At 68.2% G+C, this 21,069-nt stretch carries 17 protein-coding genes; 2 read left to right on the forward strand and 15 right to left on the reverse strand.

Annotation, left to right across the window (positions count from 1 at the left end):
• Window positions 1-5: 5 nt before the first annotated feature.
• The gene (locus tag SY91_RS29635) at window positions 6-788 is read right to left on the reverse strand and encodes a substrate-binding domain-containing protein (RefSeq protein ID WP_023474555.1); all 783 of its coding nucleotides are present in this window, start codon (window positions 786-788) and stop codon (window positions 6-8) included.
• Between the two features lie 55 nt (window positions 789-843).
• Window positions 844-2,139 (reverse strand): MFS transporter, encoded by a 1,296-nt coding sequence (locus tag SY91_RS29640; RefSeq protein WP_006481209.1) that lies wholly within the window; start codon window positions 2,137-2,139, stop codon window positions 844-846.
• Between the two features lie 337 nt (window positions 2,140-2,476).
• Here SY91_RS29640 and SY91_RS29645 point away from each other — a divergent pair, with 337 nt between their 5' ends.
• Window positions 2,477-3,985: a sensor domain-containing diguanylate cyclase gene (locus tag SY91_RS29645; protein ID WP_023474556.1), complete on the forward strand. Its 1,509-nt coding sequence runs from the start codon at window positions 2,477-2,479 to the stop codon at window positions 3,983-3,985.
• 99 nt (window positions 3,986-4,084) lie between these two features.
• On the opposite strand, the gene SY91_RS29650 is transcribed toward SY91_RS29645, so the two are convergent.
• Window positions 4,085-4,990, reverse strand: a complete 906-nt coding sequence (locus SY91_RS29650) for a LysR family transcriptional regulator (RefSeq protein ID WP_023474557.1) — start codon at window positions 4,988-4,990, stop codon at window positions 4,085-4,087.
• A 110-nt stretch (window positions 4,991-5,100) separates the two neighbouring features.
• Here SY91_RS29650 and SY91_RS29655 point away from each other — a divergent pair, with 110 nt between their 5' ends.
• Window positions 5,101-5,964 carry an SDR family oxidoreductase gene (locus SY91_RS29655; RefSeq protein ID WP_023474558.1) on the forward strand — a complete coding sequence of 288 codons (864 nt, stop codon included), beginning with the start codon at window positions 5,101-5,103 and terminating at the stop codon, window positions 5,962-5,964.
• A gap of 175 nt (window positions 5,965-6,139) precedes the next feature.
• Here the strand turns inward: SY91_RS29655 and SY91_RS29660 are convergent, their stop codons facing one another.
• The 12 genes from SY91_RS29660 to SY91_RS29715 form a co-directional block, all read right to left on the reverse strand.
• Window positions 6,140-7,042, reverse strand: coding sequence for a GNAT family N-acetyltransferase (locus SY91_RS29660; protein ID WP_043886353.1), 903 nt, complete (start codon window positions 7,040-7,042; stop codon window positions 6,140-6,142).
• Between the two features lie 194 nt (window positions 7,043-7,236).
• Window positions 7,237-8,424 carry a M20 aminoacylase family protein gene (locus SY91_RS29665; protein ID WP_023474560.1) on the reverse strand — a complete coding sequence of 396 codons (1,188 nt, stop codon included), beginning with the start codon at window positions 8,422-8,424 and terminating at the stop codon, window positions 7,237-7,239.
• A 65-nt stretch (window positions 8,425-8,489) separates the two neighbouring features.
• Window positions 8,490-9,947 (reverse strand): aldehyde dehydrogenase family protein, encoded by a 1,458-nt coding sequence (locus SY91_RS29670; protein WP_023474561.1) that lies wholly within the window; start codon window positions 9,945-9,947, stop codon window positions 8,490-8,492.
• A complete protein-coding gene (locus SY91_RS29675) occupies window positions 9,944-11,221 on the reverse strand; it encodes an NAD(P)/FAD-dependent oxidoreductase (protein WP_023474562.1) in 1,278 nt (425 codons plus the stop codon). The genes SY91_RS29670 and SY91_RS29675 overlap by 4 nt, the downstream gene beginning before the upstream one ends.
• Before the next feature lie 147 nt (window positions 11,222-11,368).
• The gene (locus tag SY91_RS29680) at window positions 11,369-12,694 is read right to left on the reverse strand and encodes an NAD(P)/FAD-dependent oxidoreductase (protein WP_012336799.1); all 1,326 of its coding nucleotides are present in this window, start codon (window positions 12,692-12,694) and stop codon (window positions 11,369-11,371) included.
• A 2-nt stretch (window positions 12,695-12,696) separates the two neighbouring features.
• Window positions 12,697-13,431 carry a cupin domain-containing protein gene (locus SY91_RS29685; protein WP_043886354.1) on the reverse strand — a complete coding sequence of 245 codons (735 nt, stop codon included), beginning with the start codon at window positions 13,429-13,431 and terminating at the stop codon, window positions 12,697-12,699.
• Between the two features lie 119 nt (window positions 13,432-13,550).
• Complete coding sequence (locus SY91_RS29690; protein WP_006481200.1) at window positions 13,551-13,982, reverse strand: helix-turn-helix domain-containing protein; 432 nt, start codon at window positions 13,980-13,982, stop codon at window positions 13,551-13,553.
• Between the two features lie 23 nt (window positions 13,983-14,005).
• Window positions 14,006-15,340: an NAD(P)/FAD-dependent oxidoreductase gene (locus SY91_RS29695; protein ID WP_023474564.1), complete on the reverse strand. Its 1,335-nt coding sequence runs from the start codon at window positions 15,338-15,340 to the stop codon at window positions 14,006-14,008.
• 139 nt (window positions 15,341-15,479) lie between these two features.
• Window positions 15,480-17,354 carry an ABC transporter ATP-binding protein gene (locus SY91_RS29700; RefSeq protein WP_023474565.1) on the reverse strand — a complete coding sequence of 625 codons (1,875 nt, stop codon included), beginning with the start codon at window positions 17,352-17,354 and terminating at the stop codon, window positions 15,480-15,482.
• A complete protein-coding gene (locus SY91_RS29705; RefSeq protein WP_043886355.1) occupies window positions 17,354-18,310 on the reverse strand; it encodes an ABC transporter permease in 957 nt (318 codons plus the stop codon). Before SY91_RS29705 ends, SY91_RS29700 begins: the two co-directional genes overlap by 1 nt.
• Window positions 18,311-18,340: 30 nt before the next feature.
• Window positions 18,341-19,294 carry an ABC transporter permease gene (locus SY91_RS29710; protein WP_023474567.1) on the reverse strand — a complete coding sequence of 318 codons (954 nt, stop codon included), beginning with the start codon at window positions 19,292-19,294 and terminating at the stop codon, window positions 18,341-18,343.
• A gap of 79 nt (window positions 19,295-19,373) precedes the next feature.
• Window positions 19,374-20,957, reverse strand: a complete 1,584-nt coding sequence (locus SY91_RS29715; protein WP_023474568.1) for an ABC transporter substrate-binding protein — start codon at window positions 20,955-20,957, stop codon at window positions 19,374-19,376.
• Window positions 20,958-21,069 lie beyond the last annotated feature (112 nt).

The following is a 21,069-nucleotide window of genomic DNA, read 5'->3' on the forward strand; positions in this document are numbered from 1 at the left end:
CGGGTTCAATGCGCGGAAACGGAATCCAGGCCGGTCGATTTCACGTCGGCCTGCACGTCGGGCGACGCGAGATAGTCGAGCAGCGCCTTCGCTTCCTTCGGATGCTGGGCGCCGACCGGGATGCCGGCGGCGAAGCGCGTGACGGACTGCAGCGATTCGGGAATCTTGCCGACGAAAGTCGCCCCCTTGACGGGCAGCAACTCGCTGACCTGCTGGAAGCCGATTTCGTAGTCGCCGTTCGCGACGACCGACGCCACCGGAATCCGCGGAATCATCTTCGCCTTCGACTTCACCTGCTCCTCGATCCCGAGCTTCCTGAACAGCTCGCGTTCGATGTACACGCCGCTCGCGCTGTCCGAGTAGGCGATCGATTTCGCGTGCAGCAGCACTTGCTTGAGCCCTTCGGGGGTGCTGATGTCGGGCTTGGCCGCGCCGTCGCGCACGACCATGCCGATGCGCGAGTCGGCCAGATCGACGCGGGAATCGGGGATGACCTTGCCCTGCTTGATCAGATCGTCCAGCGCGTAGCCGACCATGATCACGGCGTCGGCGGGCTCGCCGCGCGCGAGCCGGTTCGGAATCGCTTCGGGCGACTTGCCCATCGACGGGCCGAGCGCGGTCGCGAGCGTATTGCCCGTGGTGGACGCGAACCGCGGGCCGAGCACCTTGTAGGCGGCGGTGAAACCGCCCGAGCTCATCACGTGCAGTTCGGCGGCCTGTACGTTGGCCGCCACCGCCGCGGTGGCGACGAGCGCGGTCGCGCAGCATTTCAGGAACAGATTTCTCATGGTCGGGGTCGTGCGAATACGTGGGTGGGGATGAACGTTCCGGCCGGGCCGGACCTCAATGCGCCGGCGTCAACGTCGCGGCGCGGCGACGATAGAGCGCGAACGTCGCGAGCAGCGCGCACACCGCGGCGAAGCTCATCCAGTAGCCCGGTGCGGCCTTGTCGCCCGTCATGTGAATGAGCCCGGTCGAGATGGCCGGCGTGAAGCCGCCGAACACGGCCGTCGCGAGGCTGTACGCGAGCGAGAAGCCCGCGACGCGCACCTGCACCGGCATCACTTCGGTGAGCGCGACGACCATCGCGCCGTTGTACATGCCGTACATGAACGACAGCCAGAGCAGCACGATCAGCATGTTGGCGAACGACGGCGCATGCGCGAGGAACGACAGCGCCGGGTAGGCGGTCACGACGGTGAGCATCGTCATGCCGACCAGCAACGGCCGGCGGCCGATCCGGTCGGACAGCGCCCCGCCGATCGGCAGCCACACGAAGTTCGACACGCCGACGCAGAGCGTGACGAGCAGGCTGTCGGCGGTGCTCAGATGCAGCACGGTCTTGCCGAAGGTCGGCGCGTAGACGGTGATCAGGTAGAAGCTCGTGGTGGTCATCGCGACCAGCATCATGCCGGCGACCACGACGCCCCAGTTCTGGACCAGCGTGCCGAACACTTCCTTCATGCCCGGACGATGCTTGCGCGCCTTGAACTCCTGGGTTTCCTCCAGGTTGCGGCGCAGCATGAAGATGAACGGCACGATCATGCAGCCGACGAAGAACGGCACGCGCCATCCCCACGCGGCGATCTGCGAGGCGCTCAGCCACTGATTGAGCGCGAAGCCGAGGGCCGCCGCGATGACGATCGCCACCTGCTGGCTCGCCGATTGCCAGCTCGTGAAGAAGCCCTTGCGGCCGGGCGTCGCCAGCTCGGCGAGATAGACCGAGACGCCGCCCAGCTCGGCGCCCGCGGAGAAGCCCTGCAGCAGCCGGCCGATCAGCACGAGCACGGGCGCCAGCAGCCCGATCGTCGCGTAGCCCGGCACGAACGCGATCAGGATGGTGCCGCTCGCCATGATCGACAGCGTGACGATCAGGCCCTTGCGGCGGCCGACCTCGTCGATGTACGCGCCCAGCACGATCGCGCCGAGCGGCCGCATCAGGAAGCCGGCGCCGAACACGGCGAAGGTCATCATCAACGATGCGAATTCGCTTTGCGCGGGGAAGAAGACGTTGGCAATCTGCGTGGCGTAGAAGCCGAACAGGAAGAAGTCGAACTGCTCGAGAAAGTTGCCGGCCGTGACGCGAAAGATCGCGGCGGCCTTCGAGCGTTCGGCCGGAAGGCTGGACGAGGGGTGCATCTGGGTGTCTCCTGAAAATCCTGGAATACGCGGGAGGGGCTGGTCGATTGTCGTTTTCCGGCATGTTGGCGCGGTATCGATCAAACGATAAGTGCGATTTTCGGAACGATTGATGCAGTGTTGTTATCAATCGAAAGCGACCCGCGCGGATCCGGACGGCGAGCGGGCCGTATCGCCGCATGGCCGCACACGTTTGCGTCGCCGCGCCCGGCCGATGTCGTCGACGGGCGGTCGATGAGCGGCCATGTCGGCCTCGATTTTTCGTTAACCGTGCCGTTAACCCTGACTGGACCCGCGCCGGCGCAAGTGCAGCCGGCATCTCAAAACGAGCGCGAGCATGCCCGCATTCACTTCGATCGAGAAAATCGCCGACTGGGCCGGACGCCACCCGTTCGTCGTCGGCGCGTTGGGCACGCTGATGTCGCTCGCGGCGCTCGCGATCAGCGCGGTGACGCTGTGGGTCGCGCGCAGCGAAGTCATCGAGCACGCGCATGAGACGTCGCGCAACGTCGCGGCCGTTCTGGCGAGTCAGATCGCGAGGACGGTCGAAACGTCGAACAACGCGCTGGTCGCGCTGGCCGCCGATCTCGGCAAGCCGGCGGTGCAGCGGATGGACGTCGGGTTGCGGCACGACCTGCTGTTCGAGCGCACCGCGGCGCAATACATGACCGGCATGGGCGTGACCGACCGGCGCGGCCGCCTCATTGACGGGTGCTGCAGCACGACCCATCGCTGGGACTTCGCCGATCGCGACTACTTCAAGGTTCATCGCGATGCGGACAACGTCGGGCTCTACGTCTCCCAACCCTATCGCGCACGCTCGCGCGGCGGCAAGGAGTCCATCGCGCTGTCGCGGCGCATCGAGCGGCCGGATCATACGTTCGACGGGATCGCGGTCGTCGCCGTCGATCTCGCTTACTTCGAGCAGTTGCTGTCCCGCCTCGATGTCGGGCCGAACGGCGTCAGCGCGATCGTGCGCGCGGACGGCACGATCCTCGCGAGAAACCCGTCGTTGAACGACGGCCAGATGAACCTCCTGCGCCGCTCGAAATCCTTCCACCGGATGGTGAACAGCGAATCGGGCTTCTATCCCGCGCGTTCGAGCATCGACGGCATCGTGCGGCTGTACACCTACCAGCGGATACCGGGCACCCCGCTGATCGCGGTCGTCGCGCCGGCCGAAAACGACGTGCTGGCCGGCATCCGGCGCCTGTCGTGGACGGTCGGCGTGTCGGCGTCCGTGATCGGCGCGTCGTTCTGCGCGGTGGTCTGGCTGCTGGCCTTCGCGTTGCGCGACAACTTCCGCAAGCAGACGCTGCTGACCGATCTCACGCGTACCGATCCGTTGACCGGATTGCGCAATCGTCGCGCACTCGATACCGCACTGGCCGACGAATGGGAGCGGCTGCAGCGCGGCAGCGGCGGCAGCCTGTCGGTGCTGTTCATCGACGCCGATCACTTCAAGCAGTACAACGACCAGCACGGGCACGCGCAGGGCGACACCGCGCTGCGTTTTCTCGCCGAATGCATCCGCGCGCATACGCGGCGGCGCGGCGACCTCGCCGCACGCTACGGCGGCGAGGAATTCGTCGCGGTGTTGCCGGATACGGACGAAAACGGCGCCGCGCAGGTCGCCGAAGCGATTCGCCGGGAAGTCGAAGGCAACCGGCTCGTCGGGTTTGCGGAAACCGTGCCGCCTTTCACCGTCAGCATCGGCTGTGCGACCGGTCGGCGCGCGCGGCACGCGTCCATGCTCGCGCTGTCGCACCAGGCGGACATGGCGCTCTACCGCGCGAAGCGCGAAGGCAGGAACCGCGTGTGTTGCGCGCAGCCGGACGCGGTGTGAAAACCGCGGTTCGATCGGGACGGGCGGTGTGGCATGCGCCCCTGCCGATCGCGACGGCCTCCCGCTCGGGACATCGCGGTGCGCGCCGCCGTGGCCGTTTCACTGCCCGGGTTCGATATACGCGGCCAGTTCTTCCGGCTCACCTGACGGAAACGCGTCCTTCAGGTGATCGAGAAACGCGGACACGCGTGCGTTCAATAATCGCCTGGATGGATACAGCGCCCACAGCGCGATATCGGACGCCGGTACGTCGCCCCAACTGACGAGCGTGCCGGCGGCCAGATCGCGGCTCACGAGCGAGATCGGCAGACATGCGGCGCCCAGGCCGAGGCGGACCGTATCGCGCACCATGCTCAGCGACGACAGCCGCGCCACCGGTTCGACCGGGATGCGCGCCGTCCCGTCCGGCCCCGTGACCTCCCATCCGGTGCGGGTGTCGTTCGCGCCGCGCACCACGGCCGGCGCCGGTGTGGGCGCGTCGCCGCCGGGCCGCGCCAGCCCGGGCTTCGCGACGACGACCAGCCGGTCGCGCAGGATCACGCGCCCGATCAGGCTCTCGTCGGGGTCCGGGTTCACGCGGATCACGAGGTCGTACCCTTCGTCGATCATGTCGACGGGCCGGTCTTCCGTCGTCACCTCCAGCCGGACGTCCGGGTATCGCAGCGCGAACGTCGCCACCAGCCGCCCCATCGCGAACTGGGAAAACAGCATCGGTGCGCTGATGCGCAGCCGGCCGCGCGGCCGCTCGCTCCCCGCTGCAATCGCCGACGCGCTGTCGGCCAGCTCCGCGAGCAGAGCGCCCGTCCGCTCGTAGAGCGCGCGCCCTTCCTGCGTGAGCTTCACGCCGCGCGAGCCGCGCTCGAACAGGCGCAGCGACAGACTGTTCTCCAGTTCCGCGACGCGGCGCGACAGCGTCGCCTTCGGGCGATCCGCGACCCGCGCGGCCTCCCCGAAGCTGCCGTGGCGGGCGACGAGGTTGAAATCGGCGAGAGCGAGCAGGTCCATGTGTTCCACCAGTGAGACGACACGTCTATTTATCACACCTTCCGGATCGCGTGTGGATCACTTAACTTAGGTAGGCAGTCAACCCGACCATTACCTCAGGAGTGAACATCATGACCATTCTCGTTACCGGCGCCACCGGCCGTATCGGCCGCCAGCTCGTCCGTCAACTCGTCGATCGCGGCGCCGACGTGCGCGTGCTGGTGCGCGATCCGGCCAAGGCCGATTTTCCGGCGGCCGTGACCGTCGCGCAGGGCGACATGCTCGACGTCGACGCGCTGCGGGCGGCCTTCTCCGGCGTGCGCACGCTGTTCCTGCTCAACGGCGTGGCGGGCGACGAATTCACGCAGGCGCTGATCGCGCTGAACCTGGCCCGCGAAGCGGGGATCGAGCGCGTCGTCTATCTGTCGGTGCTGCACGCCGACCGCTTCGTGAACGTGCCGCACTTCGCGGTGAAATCCGGCGCGGAGCGGATGATCGAGCAAATGGGCTTCAGCGCGACGATCCTGCGGCCCGCGTATTTCATGGACAACGAGTCGATGGTCAAGGACGTGATCGTCGGACACGGCGTGTACCCGATCCCGATCGGCGGCAAGGGCGTCGCGATGGTCGATGCGCGCGACATCGCGGAAGTCGCGGCGATCGAGTTGATCCGCCGCAACGATGCGCCGGCCACGCTGCCGGTCGAGACCATCAACCTCGTCGGGCCCGACACGCTGACCGGCCCGCAACTGGCGTCGATCTGGTCGGACACGCTCGGCCGCCCGGTTGCCTATGGCGGCGACGATCCAACGCCGTTCGAAGACAATTTCGCGAAATTCATGCCGAAATGGATGGCGTACGAAATGCGTCTGATGGCCGAGCGCTACGTCAGCGACGGGATGGTGCCGGAGGCCGGCGACGTCGAGCGGCTGACCGCGATCCTCGGCCGCCCGCTGCGGACGTATCGCGACTTCGTGGCGGCGCTCGTGCGTTGAGCGGGATGCGACGCACTCATGCGCCGCGCGGCAGTGCAGGGACTCGCCGGGCGGTTGAACCGGCGGCGTGCGCGGCCGGTTCGCCGCGACCTCCATACTGTTGCCGGCGACAGCGGCCACGCGACTGCGCCCCTGGCGTCCGGATCGGCGGGAGCCGGACACCAGGTCGGGCCCGCTACAACATGGCCTGACTGACCAGCCCGTACAGCCCGAATACCGGGTCGGCCGCGCCCTCGTGTGCCGCGGCCGGCGCATTGCGAACCATCTTCGAACAGGTATCCACCTGCTTCAGTCCCTGTTCGCTCAGCCACGCCGGCAAACTGCTCCCGTCTGGCACATCGATCCGCACGAATTCGCCGTCCCGTTTCGTCAGCCAATAGCCGATCAGCGCCTTCGCATGCGCATCGTCGCCCGAACGCGGCGCAACCACCGGGCCGACCACGTAACCGCGGCCGAAGCGCCGCAGCACCGAAAACCCGACGACCTCGCCGTCGCGTTCGAGCACGACGCTTTCTCCCCGCGCCTGCAACGCGGACAACAACGCTTCGCGCTCGAGGCCCGACGCACGCGCGTCGAGTTCGACGAGACGCGGCCAGTCGGCCGGAGATCCGGCGCGCAGCCGCTCGCCATCGGGCACGGCCACCGCGACGGGCCGATCCACGTTCCCCTGATACTGGCTCAGCGATCCGCACACGTTGAATCCGAGTTTCTCGTAGAGCGGCCGACCGGCCGGCGTCGCGTGCAGAAAAGTGATGCGCGGCCCCAGCTCATCGAGGAGCGTCTCCATCAGTTTGCGGCCGATTCCCCGGCCCTGATGCGCGTCGGAGACGATCACGTGCCCGATCGCCGCGCGATCCGCACCGTACTTCCAGCACATCGCCGTGCCGATGACCACGCCGTTTTCCTCGGCCGCGAACGCGATCGACGTGTCGGCGGAAAACTGCCAGTCTTCCGCCCGGAACGGCCAGCGCAGCGCGATGGAAAGCGCATGGGCAGCGGGGACGTCCGCTGCGGTGAATCTGCGGTAGTGAAGCGCCGACGTCGCGTCGCGCTCCTTCACTTCATGTTCCTGGTTCATCAAGCGTCCTTTCAAATGATGTTCTCGTGCGACACGCCACGTCAGAAAAATGCGCAGTGACCCCATCGAAGCGGCTAAAAATTGCACGGCGCTCCCCGGCTGGCATGAATGCCCGACGATCAGGAAGCACGCCGTTCCCGGACCTGACGCCCGATCAACCAGACGTCAGCCGGTTTCCACGCCGCTCCGAAGCATCACGCCGATCGCGTGAAGTATTGCTGCGCCAACGCGACCCAATACCGGACGCCGGCCGGAATGATGTCGTCGTTGAAATCGTATTTCGGGTGATGCAGCGCCGGTGAGGCCGCGCCATCCTGCGCATTGCCGATCAGTACGTAAGCGCCCGGCCGCTCCTCCAGCATGAAGCCGAAGTCCTCGGACGTCATGTTCGGCGGCACGTCGGGAGACAGGCGCTCGTCGCCGAACGTATCGCGAATCACCGCTTCGCACAGCGCCGTCTCGGCCGGCGTGTTGACCGTCGCCGGGTAGTACTGGAAAAACTCCACGTCGACCTGCGCGCCATAGGCCCCCGCGAGCCCTTCGCACGCGAGCCGCACGTCGCGCTGCAGCTTCTGCTGCAAGGCCGACGACAGCGTGCGGATCGTGCCGCGCAGCTCGGCGGTGTCGGGAATCACGTTGTCCGTCGTGCCCGCATGAAACATGCACACGGAAATGACCGCCGGGTCGACGGGGTCCTTGTGCCGCGCGGCGATGGTCTGACACTGCAGCACCATCGAGCACGCGAGCGGCACCGGATCGATGCCCAGATGCGGCTGCGCCGCGTGCGCGCCCTTGCCCGTCACCGTGATCCTGAAGCGCGAGCCGGCGGCCATGATCGCGCCGGTGCGCAACCCGAAATGCCCGGCCGGCAACCCGGGCCAGTTGTGCATGCCGAATACCGCTTCCGTCGGGAATTGCTCGAACAGCCCGTCGTCGATCATCCTGCGCGCGCCCGCGCCGCCCTCTTCGCCCGGCTGAAACACGAAATGGACGGTGCCGGGCAACTGCGGCAATTCCTTCAGCACGCGCGCGGCGCCGAGCAACATCACGGTATGGCCGTCATGGCCGCACGCATGCATGATCCCGTGCGAGCACGACGCATGCGCGAAGTCGTTGGCTTCGTGGATCGGCAACGCGTCCAGATCGGCGCGCAGCACGATGCCGCGGCCCGGATCGGCGCCGGCCAGGCTCGCGACGACGCCGGTGCCACCCAGCCCGCGCGATACCGCGTAACCGAGCGCTTCAAGCTCGCGGGCCACGACGTCGGCCGTCCGGTGTTCCTCGAATCGCAACTCGGGATGCGCATGCAGGTCGCGGCGCAGCTTCGCCCAGTGCGCGCGATGCGCGTTCAACGACGTGTCGGGGATGATGGCGTTTTCCAATCTCGGCACCCTTGCAAAGCAAACCGGTTCAAATCACGACTGCCGCATCGCGCGCGGCAGCCGCCTCAATCATAAAAGCCCAGGACAGACTTGACTTCCATATACTCCGCCATTCCTTCGATCCCGTACTCGCGGCCGTTGCCCGACTGCTTGTATCCGCCGAACGGCGCCTGAGGATCCCATGCCGGGTAGTTCAGATGTACCTGCCCGGCCTGGATACGCGCGGCCACCGCCCGCACGCGCGCCATGTCGGTGCCCTGCACGTGCGCGCCGAGCCCGTACACCGTATCGTTCGCGATCGCGATCGCTTCTTCCACGGTGTCGTAAGGCAGGATCGCGAGCACCGGGCCGAAGATCTCCTGCTGCGCGATCGCCATGTCGGTGCGCACCTCGGAGAAGATCGTCGGCCGCGCATAGAAGCCCTTGTCGAGGCCCGCCGGCCGACCGGGGCCGCCGGCGATCAGCTTCGCGCGTTCGTCGATGCCCACGTCGATCATCTGCGCGACCCGGCCGAACTGCGCGCGATTGGCCAGCGGCCCGTGCGTCGTGGCTTCGTCGAACGGATCGCCGACGACGAGCGTTTGCATCGCCGCGACGGCCAGTTCCTCGACCGCGCCGAGCACGGCGCGCGGCACGATCATGCGGGTCGGCGCGCTGCACGATTGCCCCATGTTGCGGAACGCGGCGGCCACGCCAGGCGGGATCGCGCGCGACAGGTCCGCGTCCGGCAACACGACGTTAGGCGACTTGCCGCCCAGCTCCTGCGCGACGCGCTTGACGGTCGTTGCCGCCGCCTGCGCGACGAGCACGCCGGCCCGCGTCGATCCGGTGATCGACACCATGTCGACTTCCGGATGCGACGACAGCGCGGCCCCCACCGTTTCGCCGCTGCCGCTCACGAGGTTGAATACGCCGGCGGGCACGCCCGCGTCGGCGACCACTTCCGCGAACAGCAACGCGCTGAGCGGCGACAGCTCGCTCGGCTTCAGCACCACCGTGCAGCCTGCCGCGAGCGCCGGCCCGACCTTCGCGGTGATCTGATAGATCGGCCAGTTCCACGGCGTGATCAGCGCGCATACGCCGATCGGCTCGCGCACGACCGCGGTCGTCCCGCGCCGCTCGACGAACGGGTAGCGCGCCAGGTTGTCGCGTGCGACGCGGATGTGTTCGGCCGCGAGCGGCACGTGCGCGCCGCGTGCATAGCCGATCGGCGCGCCCATCTCCAGCGCGAGCGCCGTGGCGAACAGCTCGGCGCGTTCCAGGATCAACGCATGGATGCGGTCGAGCAGCGCCGCGCGTTCCTGCGGCGACGTCGCGGACCAGCGTTCGAACGCATTGCGCGCGGCCTGCACCGCGCGGTCGGCGTCGCGTGCGCTGCCGAGCGGGATCTCGCACAGCGTGTCCTCGGTGGACGGGCTGATGACCGCGAACCGGTCGCCGCCGTCAGGCAGCACCCAGTCGCCGTCGATGAAGAAGCGATCGAGCCTTCCGGCTTGCATCAGGTGAACAACAGGGGAATTCATTGCAGCGTGTCCTTGAGTCGATACCAGGCGCCGACGAACGGCAGGAACCAGGGTTTGCCGAAGTGGCCCGGAATCGCGGGCCAGTCGAAACCTTTCCATGGGTTGAGGTCGGCGCGTCCGTCCATGATCTCGGCCATCAACGTGCCCATCAGCGTAGCCATGTGCGTGCCGTGGCCGCTATAGCCCATCGAGTAATACACGCCGTCGCGTTCGCCCGCGCGCGGCAGGCGGTTGGCTGTCATGTCGACCATTCCGCCCCAGCAGTAGTCGATGCGTACGGCGGCCAGCTCGGGAAACACGGTGGCCATCTGCTGCCGCAGGATTGCCCCGCTCTTTTCGTCCGAACGCGGATTCGACGCGGCAAAACGCGCGCGCCCGCCGAACAGCATCCGGTTGTCGGGCGTGACGCGAAAGAAATTCACGAAGTTCTTCGTGTCGGTGACCATCCGGCGCGTCGGCAGCAAGCGGTCGAGCAGGTCGTTCGGCAACGGCTCGGTGACGATGATGAACGCGCCGACCGGCACGATCCGGCGGCGCACCCAGCCGAACGGCCCGACCTGCGAAATGCCGCTCGCGAGCAGCACCTGGCGCGCGCGAATCTCGCCGAGCGGTGTTTGCACCGCGTACGCGCCGCCGGCTTGCCGCTGCAGGCCGAGCACCGGCGCCTGTTCGAGCATGTGCGCGCCGCGGGCTTGCGCGGCGCGCGCGAGGCCGCGCACATAACGGCCGACATGCATTCCCGCGCTCTTGCCGAACAGCAGCCCGCCGTGATAACGGTCCGAGCCGATCTCGTCGCGCAGTTCCGCCTTCGTGACCAGGCGCGTGTCGGGGTCCACACTCGCCGCGAGCAGTGCCTGGCTGCGCACGAGCTTGTCGTAGTGCTCGGGCTTCGCCGCGAGCTTCAGCTTGCCGCGGCGCACGAAATCGCAATCGATCGACTCCTCCCTGACCAACCGCTCGACCGTGTCGACGCCCGCATCGAACGCGCGATAGAGCCGGTTGGCCAGCTCCGTGCCGATGCGCTGCGACAGCGATGCGTAGTCCTGCGCGAAGCCGTTGTTGCACATGCCGCCGTTGCGCCCGGACGCCGCCTGCCCGACGGTGCCCGCCTCGCAGACGATCACCCGCGCGCCTTTCTTGGCCAGCGCCAGTGCGGCGGCCGAACCGGTGATCCCGCCGCCGACCACCACCACGTCGCAACTTCCGTCGCGCAACTCCGGCGAGCTGCTCGCGAATGGCTCCGACGTATCGAGCCAGTAGGAACTGAAACGCATCAGGCACTCCCAAGCTGTCGCACCGCACCACACCGCGCTGTCGGGCCGGCGAACGTTCGTCGCACGACCCCGCCGCGCGTACGAGCCGGATCGAAGCGCCTCGTCCAGAGGCTGCCTTCCCGGCCGCGTAACGGCCTTGCACTAGAACTAGAAATCCGCGACCTTGCCCCAGGCGGACTCGCTGAACCGGCCGGGCCGGTACGGCGTCGGGTCCACGAACGGCTCCGCACCGGACGCGAGATCGGCGATCAGGTGCCCGGCGCCCGGGCCGATCCCGAAGCCGTGCCCCGAGAAGCCCGCCGCGAGGATCAGCCCCGGCACGCCCGGCACTTCGCCGATGCCCGGCACGCCGTCCGGCGTGCTGTCGACGAAGCCGGCCCACGCGTGCGTGATCGTCGCTTCGCGCAGCTCGGGCAACAGTTCGGACGCGCGGCGGTACGTTTCGGCGACCGTCGGCATGTCGGGCTTCGGATCGAGAATGCGTACCGCTTCCATCGGCGTCGGCGCATCGAGGCGCCAGCGCTTCAACGTTTCATGACCGCCGCGTACGCCTTCGAGGCCGCCCGGCAGCAGGTTGCGCCAGCGCTTCGCGAACATCGGCACGAATTGCGGCGCGAAGCGCAGGAACTGCGGCGTCGGGTCCACGCGCGCGCGGCCGCTGATCGCCAGTGCATAGCGTCCGTCGCAGCGGCGCGTAATGGATACGCCGGACGTATACATCGCACCCGGCAGCGGCGTGTCGACGGGCGACACGCTCAGGATCGACTGACGGATCGACGCCTGCGGAAACCGGATGCCGAGCTGGCGGCAGAACGACGACGCCCATGCGCCGCCGGCCATCACCGCCGTCCGGGTCTTGATGACGCCCGCTTCGGTGACGACGCCCGCGACGCGGCCGCCTTCGAGCTCGATGCCGCGCGCCGCGCAGTGCTGGTGGACGCTGCCGCCCAGCTTGATCAGCGCGGCGGCCACGGCCGGCGCGGCCTTTCCCGGGTCGGCCGTGCCGTCGGTCGGCGAGAAGACGCCGCCCTTCCACTGCCGCCCCGTCGCCCGTCCGCGCTCGGCGGCCTGCTTGCTGTCGAGCATGTACGTGGTCACGCCCGCGGTCTTCGCGAATTCGCCCCAACTGGCCCAGCGGGACAACTCGGCTTCGTCATTGCTGAGATACAGCAGCCCGCAGCGATGAAAGCCCGTGTCTTCTCCGGATTCGGCAGCGAATCGTTCCCACAGATCGATGCTCTTGCTCGCCATCGGCAACTCGCGCGCATCGCGGTTCTGCTGCCGGCACCAGCCCCAGTTGCGGCTCGACTGTTCGGCGCCGATGCGCCCCTTCTCGACGAGCGCGACCGACAGCCCGCGCCGGGCCAGATAGTAGGCGGTGAAGACGCCGATGATGCCGCCGCCGATCACGACGACGTCGGCCGCGGCCGGCGGCGTGGACAAGGTTTCGATATGGCGCAGCGGAGGGGACATGCTCAGTCTCGTTCGGTGGAAGGTTTGACGTTCTGCATCACGTAGAACTTCGCCACGCGTTCGCTGCTTTCCCACCCGATCGACGCGCCGCGCGGCACGAACAGCGCATCGCCGGCACCGACCGACTGCACGCTGCCGTCGGGCGCCGCGAAGCGGACGCCGCCGTCCAGCAGGAACATGAACTCGTTGGCGCGATGCGGCCGGACGATCCGGTGATACGGTGTCGAATCCCACGTGCCCGCGCAGTATCCGGCTGCGTCGTCGGTGAACACGTTGTCGCTGCGGCATTGCGGCGCAGGGCCGAGCAATACCTCGGCCGGCAGCGTGGCGGACGGCTTGAAATCCGCGTCGGCGTACAGCGCAAAGACGCCTTGTTTCGTCGGTGTCTCGCACGCTGCCGAGCAGAACGTCAGCAGCACGGGCGATGGCGTGACGATGCGCAGCGCGGTGCCGCAGCCGATCACGGCGCCTTGCCCCGGGCCGACCACCAGCGGTGCGGCCCCGGCCGCTTCGAGCGTCAGCTCGCCTTCGACGACGACGAGGGTTTCGATGTGCGGAAAGCTCGACACGTCCAGCTCGCCGGCGAAGCGGATACGCCCCGCGGCCATCGCGTCGGGGCCTTCCCACGCGATCTCGCGATGCGACGCGAACGGATCGCTCGCGCCGAACGCCTGCTGGCGGAATGCGGTGGAAGACGGTGCGCCGTCGGCCCGGTGCAACACGAAAACTGCGGTCATTTCTGCTCCTGTGCGGTGCGTGGCGGCCTGGTTCAACGCCGTCACGCGATATCGGAAATCGTCGTTCGCCGGCTCTTCTGCCGGACATCCTCGGCGGGGCATGTCGTCCATGCGTGCGCTTACGCCGCGTGGCACGACGCTTCGCGGCGTTCGGTGCGCAGGCGCGCCGACGGCGTTCGTACCGGTACGCCGCCGGTTCGGGCAACCACGTAATCGCGCGGCGTGATCCCGAGCACGCGCCGGAAATGCCGGCACAGATGGCTCTGATCGAAGAAGCCGACGTCGGTCGCGACGACCGACGGCGCGAGACCGGCGCGCAACAGGTCCTGCGCCCGCCGTATCCGCACGAGACACAGATACCGGTGCGGCGACAGCCCGGTTTCGCTGCGAAAGCGCGCGGTGAAACGCGACACGCTCAAGCCGGCCACCGCCGCGAGCGTGTCGAGGTTCAGCGGCTGCGCGAACGACGCGTCGATCGTGCGCAGCACGTCGCCGATCGCCGGCGAGACGGGCCGCGCGACACGCGGCGAGCCAACGAATTGCACTGTCATATCGAGTTCTCCCGGCGCTCGCTTCAATGCAGGAAATCCTGCATCCGGTAATACGCGCCGACGAGCGGCAGGAACCACGCGTGTCCGAAATGGCCCGGTATCGCCGGCCATTCGAGCTCGCGCCACGGGTTCGACGCGGCCGCGCCGTACAGCACGTCGGCCATCACGCGGCCCATGTGCACCGACATCTGCACGCCGTGACCGCTGTAGCCCATCGAGTAATAGAGTCCGTCGTGCTGGCCCGCGCGCGGCAGCCGGTCGGCGGTGATGTCGACCAGCCCGCCCCAGCAGTAGTCGAGGCGCACGTTGGCCAGCTCGGGGAAATAGCCGGCCATGCCGGCGCGCAGGATGTCGCCGCTCTTCGCATCGGAGCGCGGGCTCGACATCGCGAAACGCGCGCGGCCGCCGAACAACAGCCGGTTGTCGGGCGTCACGCGGAAGTAGTTGCCGATCTGGCGCGACGTCACGTACGCACGGCGATGCGGAAACAGCCGGTTCAACTGCGCGTCGGGCAGCGGCTCGGTCACGACGATGAAGCTGCCGACCGGCGCGATGCGTCGCCGGAACCACGCGAACGGCCCGTGCTGCGACGCGCCGGTCGCGACCAGCACGCGGTCGGCGACGATCGTGCCGCGGGCGCAGGTAATTCTGTGACGCTCGCCGTCGAGCCGGTCGAGCTGCGTGACGGCCGCGTGCTCGTACACACGTGCGCCGGCCCGCACGGCCGCTTGCGCGAGGCCGACGCCGAACTTGCCCATGTGCATCTGCGCGCCGTTGCGCTGCAGGAGCCCGCCGTAGAAACCGTCGGATGCGATTTCATCGCGAATTCGCGACGGCTCGATCAGTTCGATGTCGGGATCGACATCGCGCCGCAACGCGTTGAAGGTCTTTTCGAGCCCCGCGAAGTGCTGCGGTTTCGCGGCGAGCTTCAGCTTGCCCGCCCGCCGGAAATCGCAATCGATCGCCTGTTCGGTGACGATCGTCTCGACGCTCTTCACCGCGCTTTCGTAGGCGCGATAGAACTGCTTCGCGGGCTCGGCACCGATGCGCGCGGCCAGCGACGCGTAGTCCTGCGCGACGCCCGTATTGCACTGGCCGCCGTTGCGGCCGGACGCTTCGCCGGCGACTTGCACGGCTTCGAGCACGACCACCGAGACGCCCCGCTGCGCGAGCGCGAGCGCCGCCGACAAGCCGGTGAAACCGCCACCGATCACGACCACATCGGCCCGCCCTTCGACGGGCCCAACGCTGCCGGCGCGAAACGCGGGGCGGGTATCCAGCCAGTACGATTCCAGTTTCATCGGATCCTTCTTTTGCATGCCGGCAACGACGATCGGCGACCGTTCAATGAGAATCATTTAATCACCGTCAAAAACCGCAGTTGCCGCGTATTCGCGCGCGGCGCGCGTACAAATCGCCGTTTTGCGCGACCGCCGCAGCAGACTATGCGGCGGCCCGTTCACCGCACCGCGCGATGAACGGTTCGCGCACCCCGCACTACGGTTGCACCGGCGTGACACCGGCCGGCACCGGCTCCGCCTGGAAACTCGCGAGATCCTCCTCGCTGCGATGGCACAGCACCTGCGCGCCGTTGCCGAGCGTGCGCAGCGACGGGGCCGTCCGGTTGCACACGCCGTCCACCCGCATCGCGCAGCGCGACAGGAACGGACACAGCTCGTCCTCGTTCTCGCGCTCGCCGATCGGCACCAGCGGCCGGTGACAACGCTCGGCCGCATCGTCGAGCCAGCCCGCGCGCAGTTCCGGCGCGGACGACACCAGCAAGTGCGAGTACGGGTGATAAGGCGGCGCGCACAGCGCGTCGCGGCTGCCCGTCTCCACGCGGCGGCCCGCATACAGCACGACGATGTCGTCGCTGATCGCGCGCACCTTCGCGATGTCGTGCGTGATGAACACGTACGACACGCCGAGCTTCGCCTGCAGGTCGCGCAGCAGCTCGATGATCGCGGCGCCGACCACGGTGTCGAGCGCCGACGTGACCTCGTCGCACAGGATCAGGTCGGGCTCGGCCGCGAGCGCGCGCGCGAGGTTCACGCGCTGCTTCTGCCCGCCCGACAGCTCGCCGGTACGCCGCGACGCCACCGCCGGCGGCAGCCGCACGAGCTCGAGCAGTTCCGCGACGCGCTGGCGTGCACGCGCGCCCTTGATCCCGTGATAGAACGCCAGCGGCCGCGCGAGCGTGCGTTCGACGGTATGCACCGGGTTGAGCGCGGTATCGGCGTTCTGGAACACGATCTGCACGCGGCGATGCTGCTCCTTCGTCCGCTTGCCGATATCGCGCGCGAGCGGCTCGCCGTCGAGCAGGATCGTGCCGCCGGTCGCCGGCACGAGGCCCGCGATCACCTTCGCGAGCGTCGTCTTGCCAGAGCCCGATTCGCCGATCACGCCGACCGTCTGCCCGCGCCCGATGCGCAGGTCGACTTCGTGCAGGATCACCTTCGCGGGCCAGCCGTTCGCGGCGCGGCCGCCGTAGCCGGCGATCGCGCCGCGCACGTCGAGCAGCGGCGCCGGCGCGGCGGGCGTTTGTGCCTGCGCCTGCGTGTCGCGTTCGGCATCATTCGGCGTGACCGCCGCGATCAGGCTCTGCGTGTACGGGTGCGTCGGCGCATGCAGGATCTGTTCGGTCGCGCCCGCCTCGCGGATCACGCCGTCGCTCAGCACGACGATCCGGTCGGCCATCTGCGCGACAACCGCCAGGTCGTGCGACACGTACACCGCACTCATCCCGTAGCGCTGGATCACGCTCTTGAACGCCTGCAGCACGTCGATCTGCGTGGTCACGTCGAGCGCGGTGGTCGGCTCGTCGAGAATCACCAGCTCCGGATCGGTGATCAGCGCCATCGCGGCCATCAGCCGCTGCAGCTGACCGCCCGATACCTGGTGCGGATAGCGCTTGCCGATCGTCTCCGGCTCCGGCAGCGCGAGCGCGCGAAACAGCTCGACCGCCTTCGCCTGCGCGTCGCGCTTCGTCATCGTCTTGTGGATCAGCGCGGCCTCGATCACCTGGTCGAGAATCGTGCGCGACGGGTTGAACGCGGCGGCGGCGCTCTGCGCGATATACGCGACCTTGCGCCCGCGCAGCGCGGTCAGCGCCGCAGCCGAAAGCGTGCACACGTCGGTGCCGTCGAGCTTCACCGAGCCGCCGGCGATCCGGCATCCGGTACGCGCATGGCCCATCAGCGACAACGCGATCGTCGTCTTGCCGGAGCCCGATTCGCCGATCAGCGCGAGCACCTCGCCGCGCCCGATGTCGAAGTCGACGCCGTGGACGATCGTCGTTTCCTCGCCGCCCGGCCGGCCGCCGACCACGCGCAGCCCGCGCACCTCGACGAGCGGGTTCGATTCGTGTCGCATCAGTGTCCTCCGGCGGCGCCGGCCGCGCCCTTGCGGCGGCCGCGATGCGGCAGGCCGTCGATCATCAGGTTGACGCCCACCGTCAGGATCGCGATCGCGACCGCGGGCATGATCGCGACGGCCGAGCCGTCGCCGAGGCTCGCGATGTTCTCGCGCACGAGCGAACCGAGGTCCGCATACGGCGGCTGCACGCCGAGCCCGAGAAAGCTCAGGCCGCTCAGCAGCAGCACGACGAACGTGAAGCGCAGCCCGGTATCCGCCAGCATCGGGTGGATCATGTTCGGCAGCATCTCGACGCACGCGATGTACAACGCGCTTTCGCCGCGCGCCCTGGCCACCTGCACGAATTCGAGCGTGCTGATGTTGACCGCCAGCGCGCGCGCGATCCGGTACGAGCCAGGCATGTAGCTGATCGCGGCGGTGAGCACCAGCAGCGGCAGCGACGAGCCGAACGCGGCGACGAGCATCAGTGCGAACATCTTCGACGGAATCGACGTGAGCGCGTCGAGCAGCCGGCTCATCGTCTCGTCGACCGCACGGCCCGACACGGTCGCGAGCAGCCCGAGCGTCGTGCCGGTCACCGCGGCGAGCAGCACCGCGGCCAGCGCGAGCAGCACGGTCAGCCGCGCGCCGTACAGGATTCGGCTCAGCATGTCGCGGCCGAGGAAGTCGGAGCCGAACGGCAGCTTCGCGCTGAACGGCGCGAACACGTCCGGCGTGACGATCGCGCCGACGTCATGCGGCGCGATCAGCGGCGCGAACACCGCGACGAACAGCATCAGGCCGACCATCGACAGGCCGACGCGGCCGCCGGTCGTCAACGCGATGCGCGCGCCGCGGCGCTTGCGCGGCTGGTCGGGGGCCGGAGCGGCAGGCGGCATGCTGCCCCGCCCCAGGGGCGGGTCGCCGGAGGGCGGCAGCGCGCTGCTGCGTTGTACGGGTTCGATCGGTTGCATGGGCGGCATCTCGGAAGGAAGACGAAACACTCAGGTGCGCAATCGCGGGTTCGACACGATCGAGCACAGGTCGGCGAACAGCACGAGCGTCAGGTAAGCGACGCAGAAGATCAGCGTGCACGCCTGGACCAGCGGGAAATCGCGGTTGCTGACGGCGTCGACCATCAGGCTCGCGAGGCCCGGATAGTTGAAGATCGTCTCGACGACGATCACGCCGCCGAGCAGATACGACAGGCTCAGCGCGATCGCATTGGCGATCGGGCCGATCGCGTTGGGCAGCGCATGGCGCAGCACGACGCGCGCGGGGCTCGCGCCCTTCAACGTGGCCATCTCGACGTACGACGCGCTCAACTGCTCGATCACCGCGGCGCGCGTCATCCGCGCCATCTGCGCGATCACGACCGCGCACAGCGTCAGCACCGGCATCGCATACGCACGCAGGAAATCGTGCAGGCTTTCGATCGGACCGCTGTACGACAACGCGGACAACCAGTGCAGCTTCACCGCGAACACGAGCACGGCGACCGTCGCGATCAGGAATTCCGGCGTCGCGACGAGCGACAGCGTGCCGAGGCTGATCACGCGGTCGATCACCGATTCGCGCTTGACCGCCGCGAGGATGCCGAGCAGCAGCGCGATCGGCACCGACACGGCGGTCGTGATCGCCGCCAGCGCGAGCGACTTCGGCAGGCGCCCGCCGATCAGCTCCGACACCGGCATGTCGCCGGACAGCGACCGGCCGAAATCGCCGTGCAGCAGCCCGCCGAGCCAGTGCACGTAACGCACGTGCGCCGGCATGTCGAGACCGAACTGCTGACGCAGCGCGGCGACCGTCTCCGGCGTCGCCGACTGGCCGAGCGCGGCCTGCGCGGCGTCGCCCGGCAGCAGGTTCGTGATCGTGAAGATGATCGCGGACACGATCAGCAGCGTCAGCGCGGTGACCGCGACGCGCCGGCCGATCAGCCCGATGAGAATTCGGTTCATGGAGCGACACTCCCGAAAAAACCGCGCGTGGCCGGCGCGGGGGTCCGCACCGGCCGCGCGGCGGCGGCCAACCACAACGTCATGCGTTCCACCACACGTTCTCGGCGAACATGAAGCCCATCATCCCGCCGGTCGGGATCGAACCGAGGCCCGCGAGCCGCTTGTCGTACCCGTCGAGGAAGCTGATGAACGCCGGAATGCCGACCCGGCCCTGCTGCGACACGATCACCTGCATGTCGCCGTACATCTGCTTGCGCTTCGCGTCGTCGGTTTCCGAGCGCGCGGCGAGCAGCAGCTGGTCGAACTTCGCGTTCTTCCAGCCCGACTCGTTCCACGGTGCATCCGACTTGAAGAACTGCGTGAACAGCACGTCGGCGCTCGAGCGCGGGTTGATGTTGCCGAACGTGAGCGGATGCTTCATCCAGTGGTTCGACCAGTAGCCGTCGGGCGACGCGCGGTTGACCTGCAGGTTCAGCCCGATCTTCTGGCCGGCCTGCTGCAGCAGCACGGCCATTTCGATCGACCCGTTCGCGTCGGACGTCGCATAGATCGGCGGCAGCGTGGCGCCGAGCGCCCCGGCCTTCTGGAGCAGGAACTTCGCCTTGTCCGGATCGTGCGCGCGCTGCGGCAGCGACGCGTTGAAGTAGCGGTGCCCCGGCGGAATCGGCTGGTCGTTGCCGATCACCGAGTAGCCGCGGAACACCGCCGTGCGGAGCTGCTCGCGATCGAACAGGTACTTCATCCCTTCGACGAAATCGGGGTTCGCGACGATCGGGTTGTCGCTGCGCATGATCAGGTCGGTGTAGAGGCCCGACTTGGTTTCCTTCAGCGCGTAGCCCGGCGTCGACGAGACCCGCTGCGTCGAGCGCGGATCGATCGCGTTGATCAGGTGCACGTCGCCCGACAGCAGCGCGTTCAGGCGCGCGGCGCTGTCGCTGATGCCGATCAGCTCGATCTCGTCGAGATACGGCTTGCCCGGCTTGAAGTAGCTGTCGTTGCGCACGCCGACGGTCGACACGCCCGGCTTGAACGACTTGAGCTTGTACGGGCCGCAGCCGATGCCGGTGCTGAAGTCGGTCGTGCCGTCCTTGACGATCACGAGCTGCGGCGTCGCGAGGATCACCGGCAGGTCCGCGTTCGCGCTGGCGAGCGTCAACGTGACTTCGTCGGGGCCGGTCGCCTTCGCGTCGGCGAACTGTTCGGCGAGCGGCTTGACCTTCGACGCGGTGGCCGGGTTCTTGTGGCGCATCAGCGAATACACCACGTCGGCCGGGCCGACCGGCTTGCCGTCGTGGAACGTGACGCCCTTGCGCAGCTTGATGATCCAGGTCTTCGCATCGGTCGTCTGCAGCGACTCGGCGAGGTTCATCTGCGGCGTCAGGCTCGCATCGAGCTGCGTGAGGCCGCTGTAGAACATGAAGAAGCGCGTGTAGTCCGCGCCCGTCGAGCCCTTGGCCGGGTCGAGCGTATCGGCCGTCGAGCCGGCTTCGTTCGCAACCCGGATCTTGCCGCCGCGCTTCGGCGCGGGCGCGGCGAAGGCGGAGTCGGGGGTCATCAGCAGTCCGCCGGCGCCGGCGGCCATCATGCCGCCCGCCGCCATGACCTTCATCATGTCGCGGCGCGTGAAGCCGCCCTTGCCGCCGTTGTCGATATCGTCGCTCATCCGAACTGCTCCTGACTGTGGAAAGTGGGTCCAAGGGTCCAGCGTGGTTGTTCAATCCCGCTGCGTCCGCTTGCTGGTGGCGGGCGCGACGTCGTACACATGCAATTCATTT

The sequence above is a fragment of the Burkholderia cenocepacia genome, assembly GCF_014211915.1.
In the GTDB taxonomy this organism is placed as follows: Bacteria; Pseudomonadota; Gammaproteobacteria; order Burkholderiales; family Burkholderiaceae; genus Burkholderia; species Burkholderia orbicola.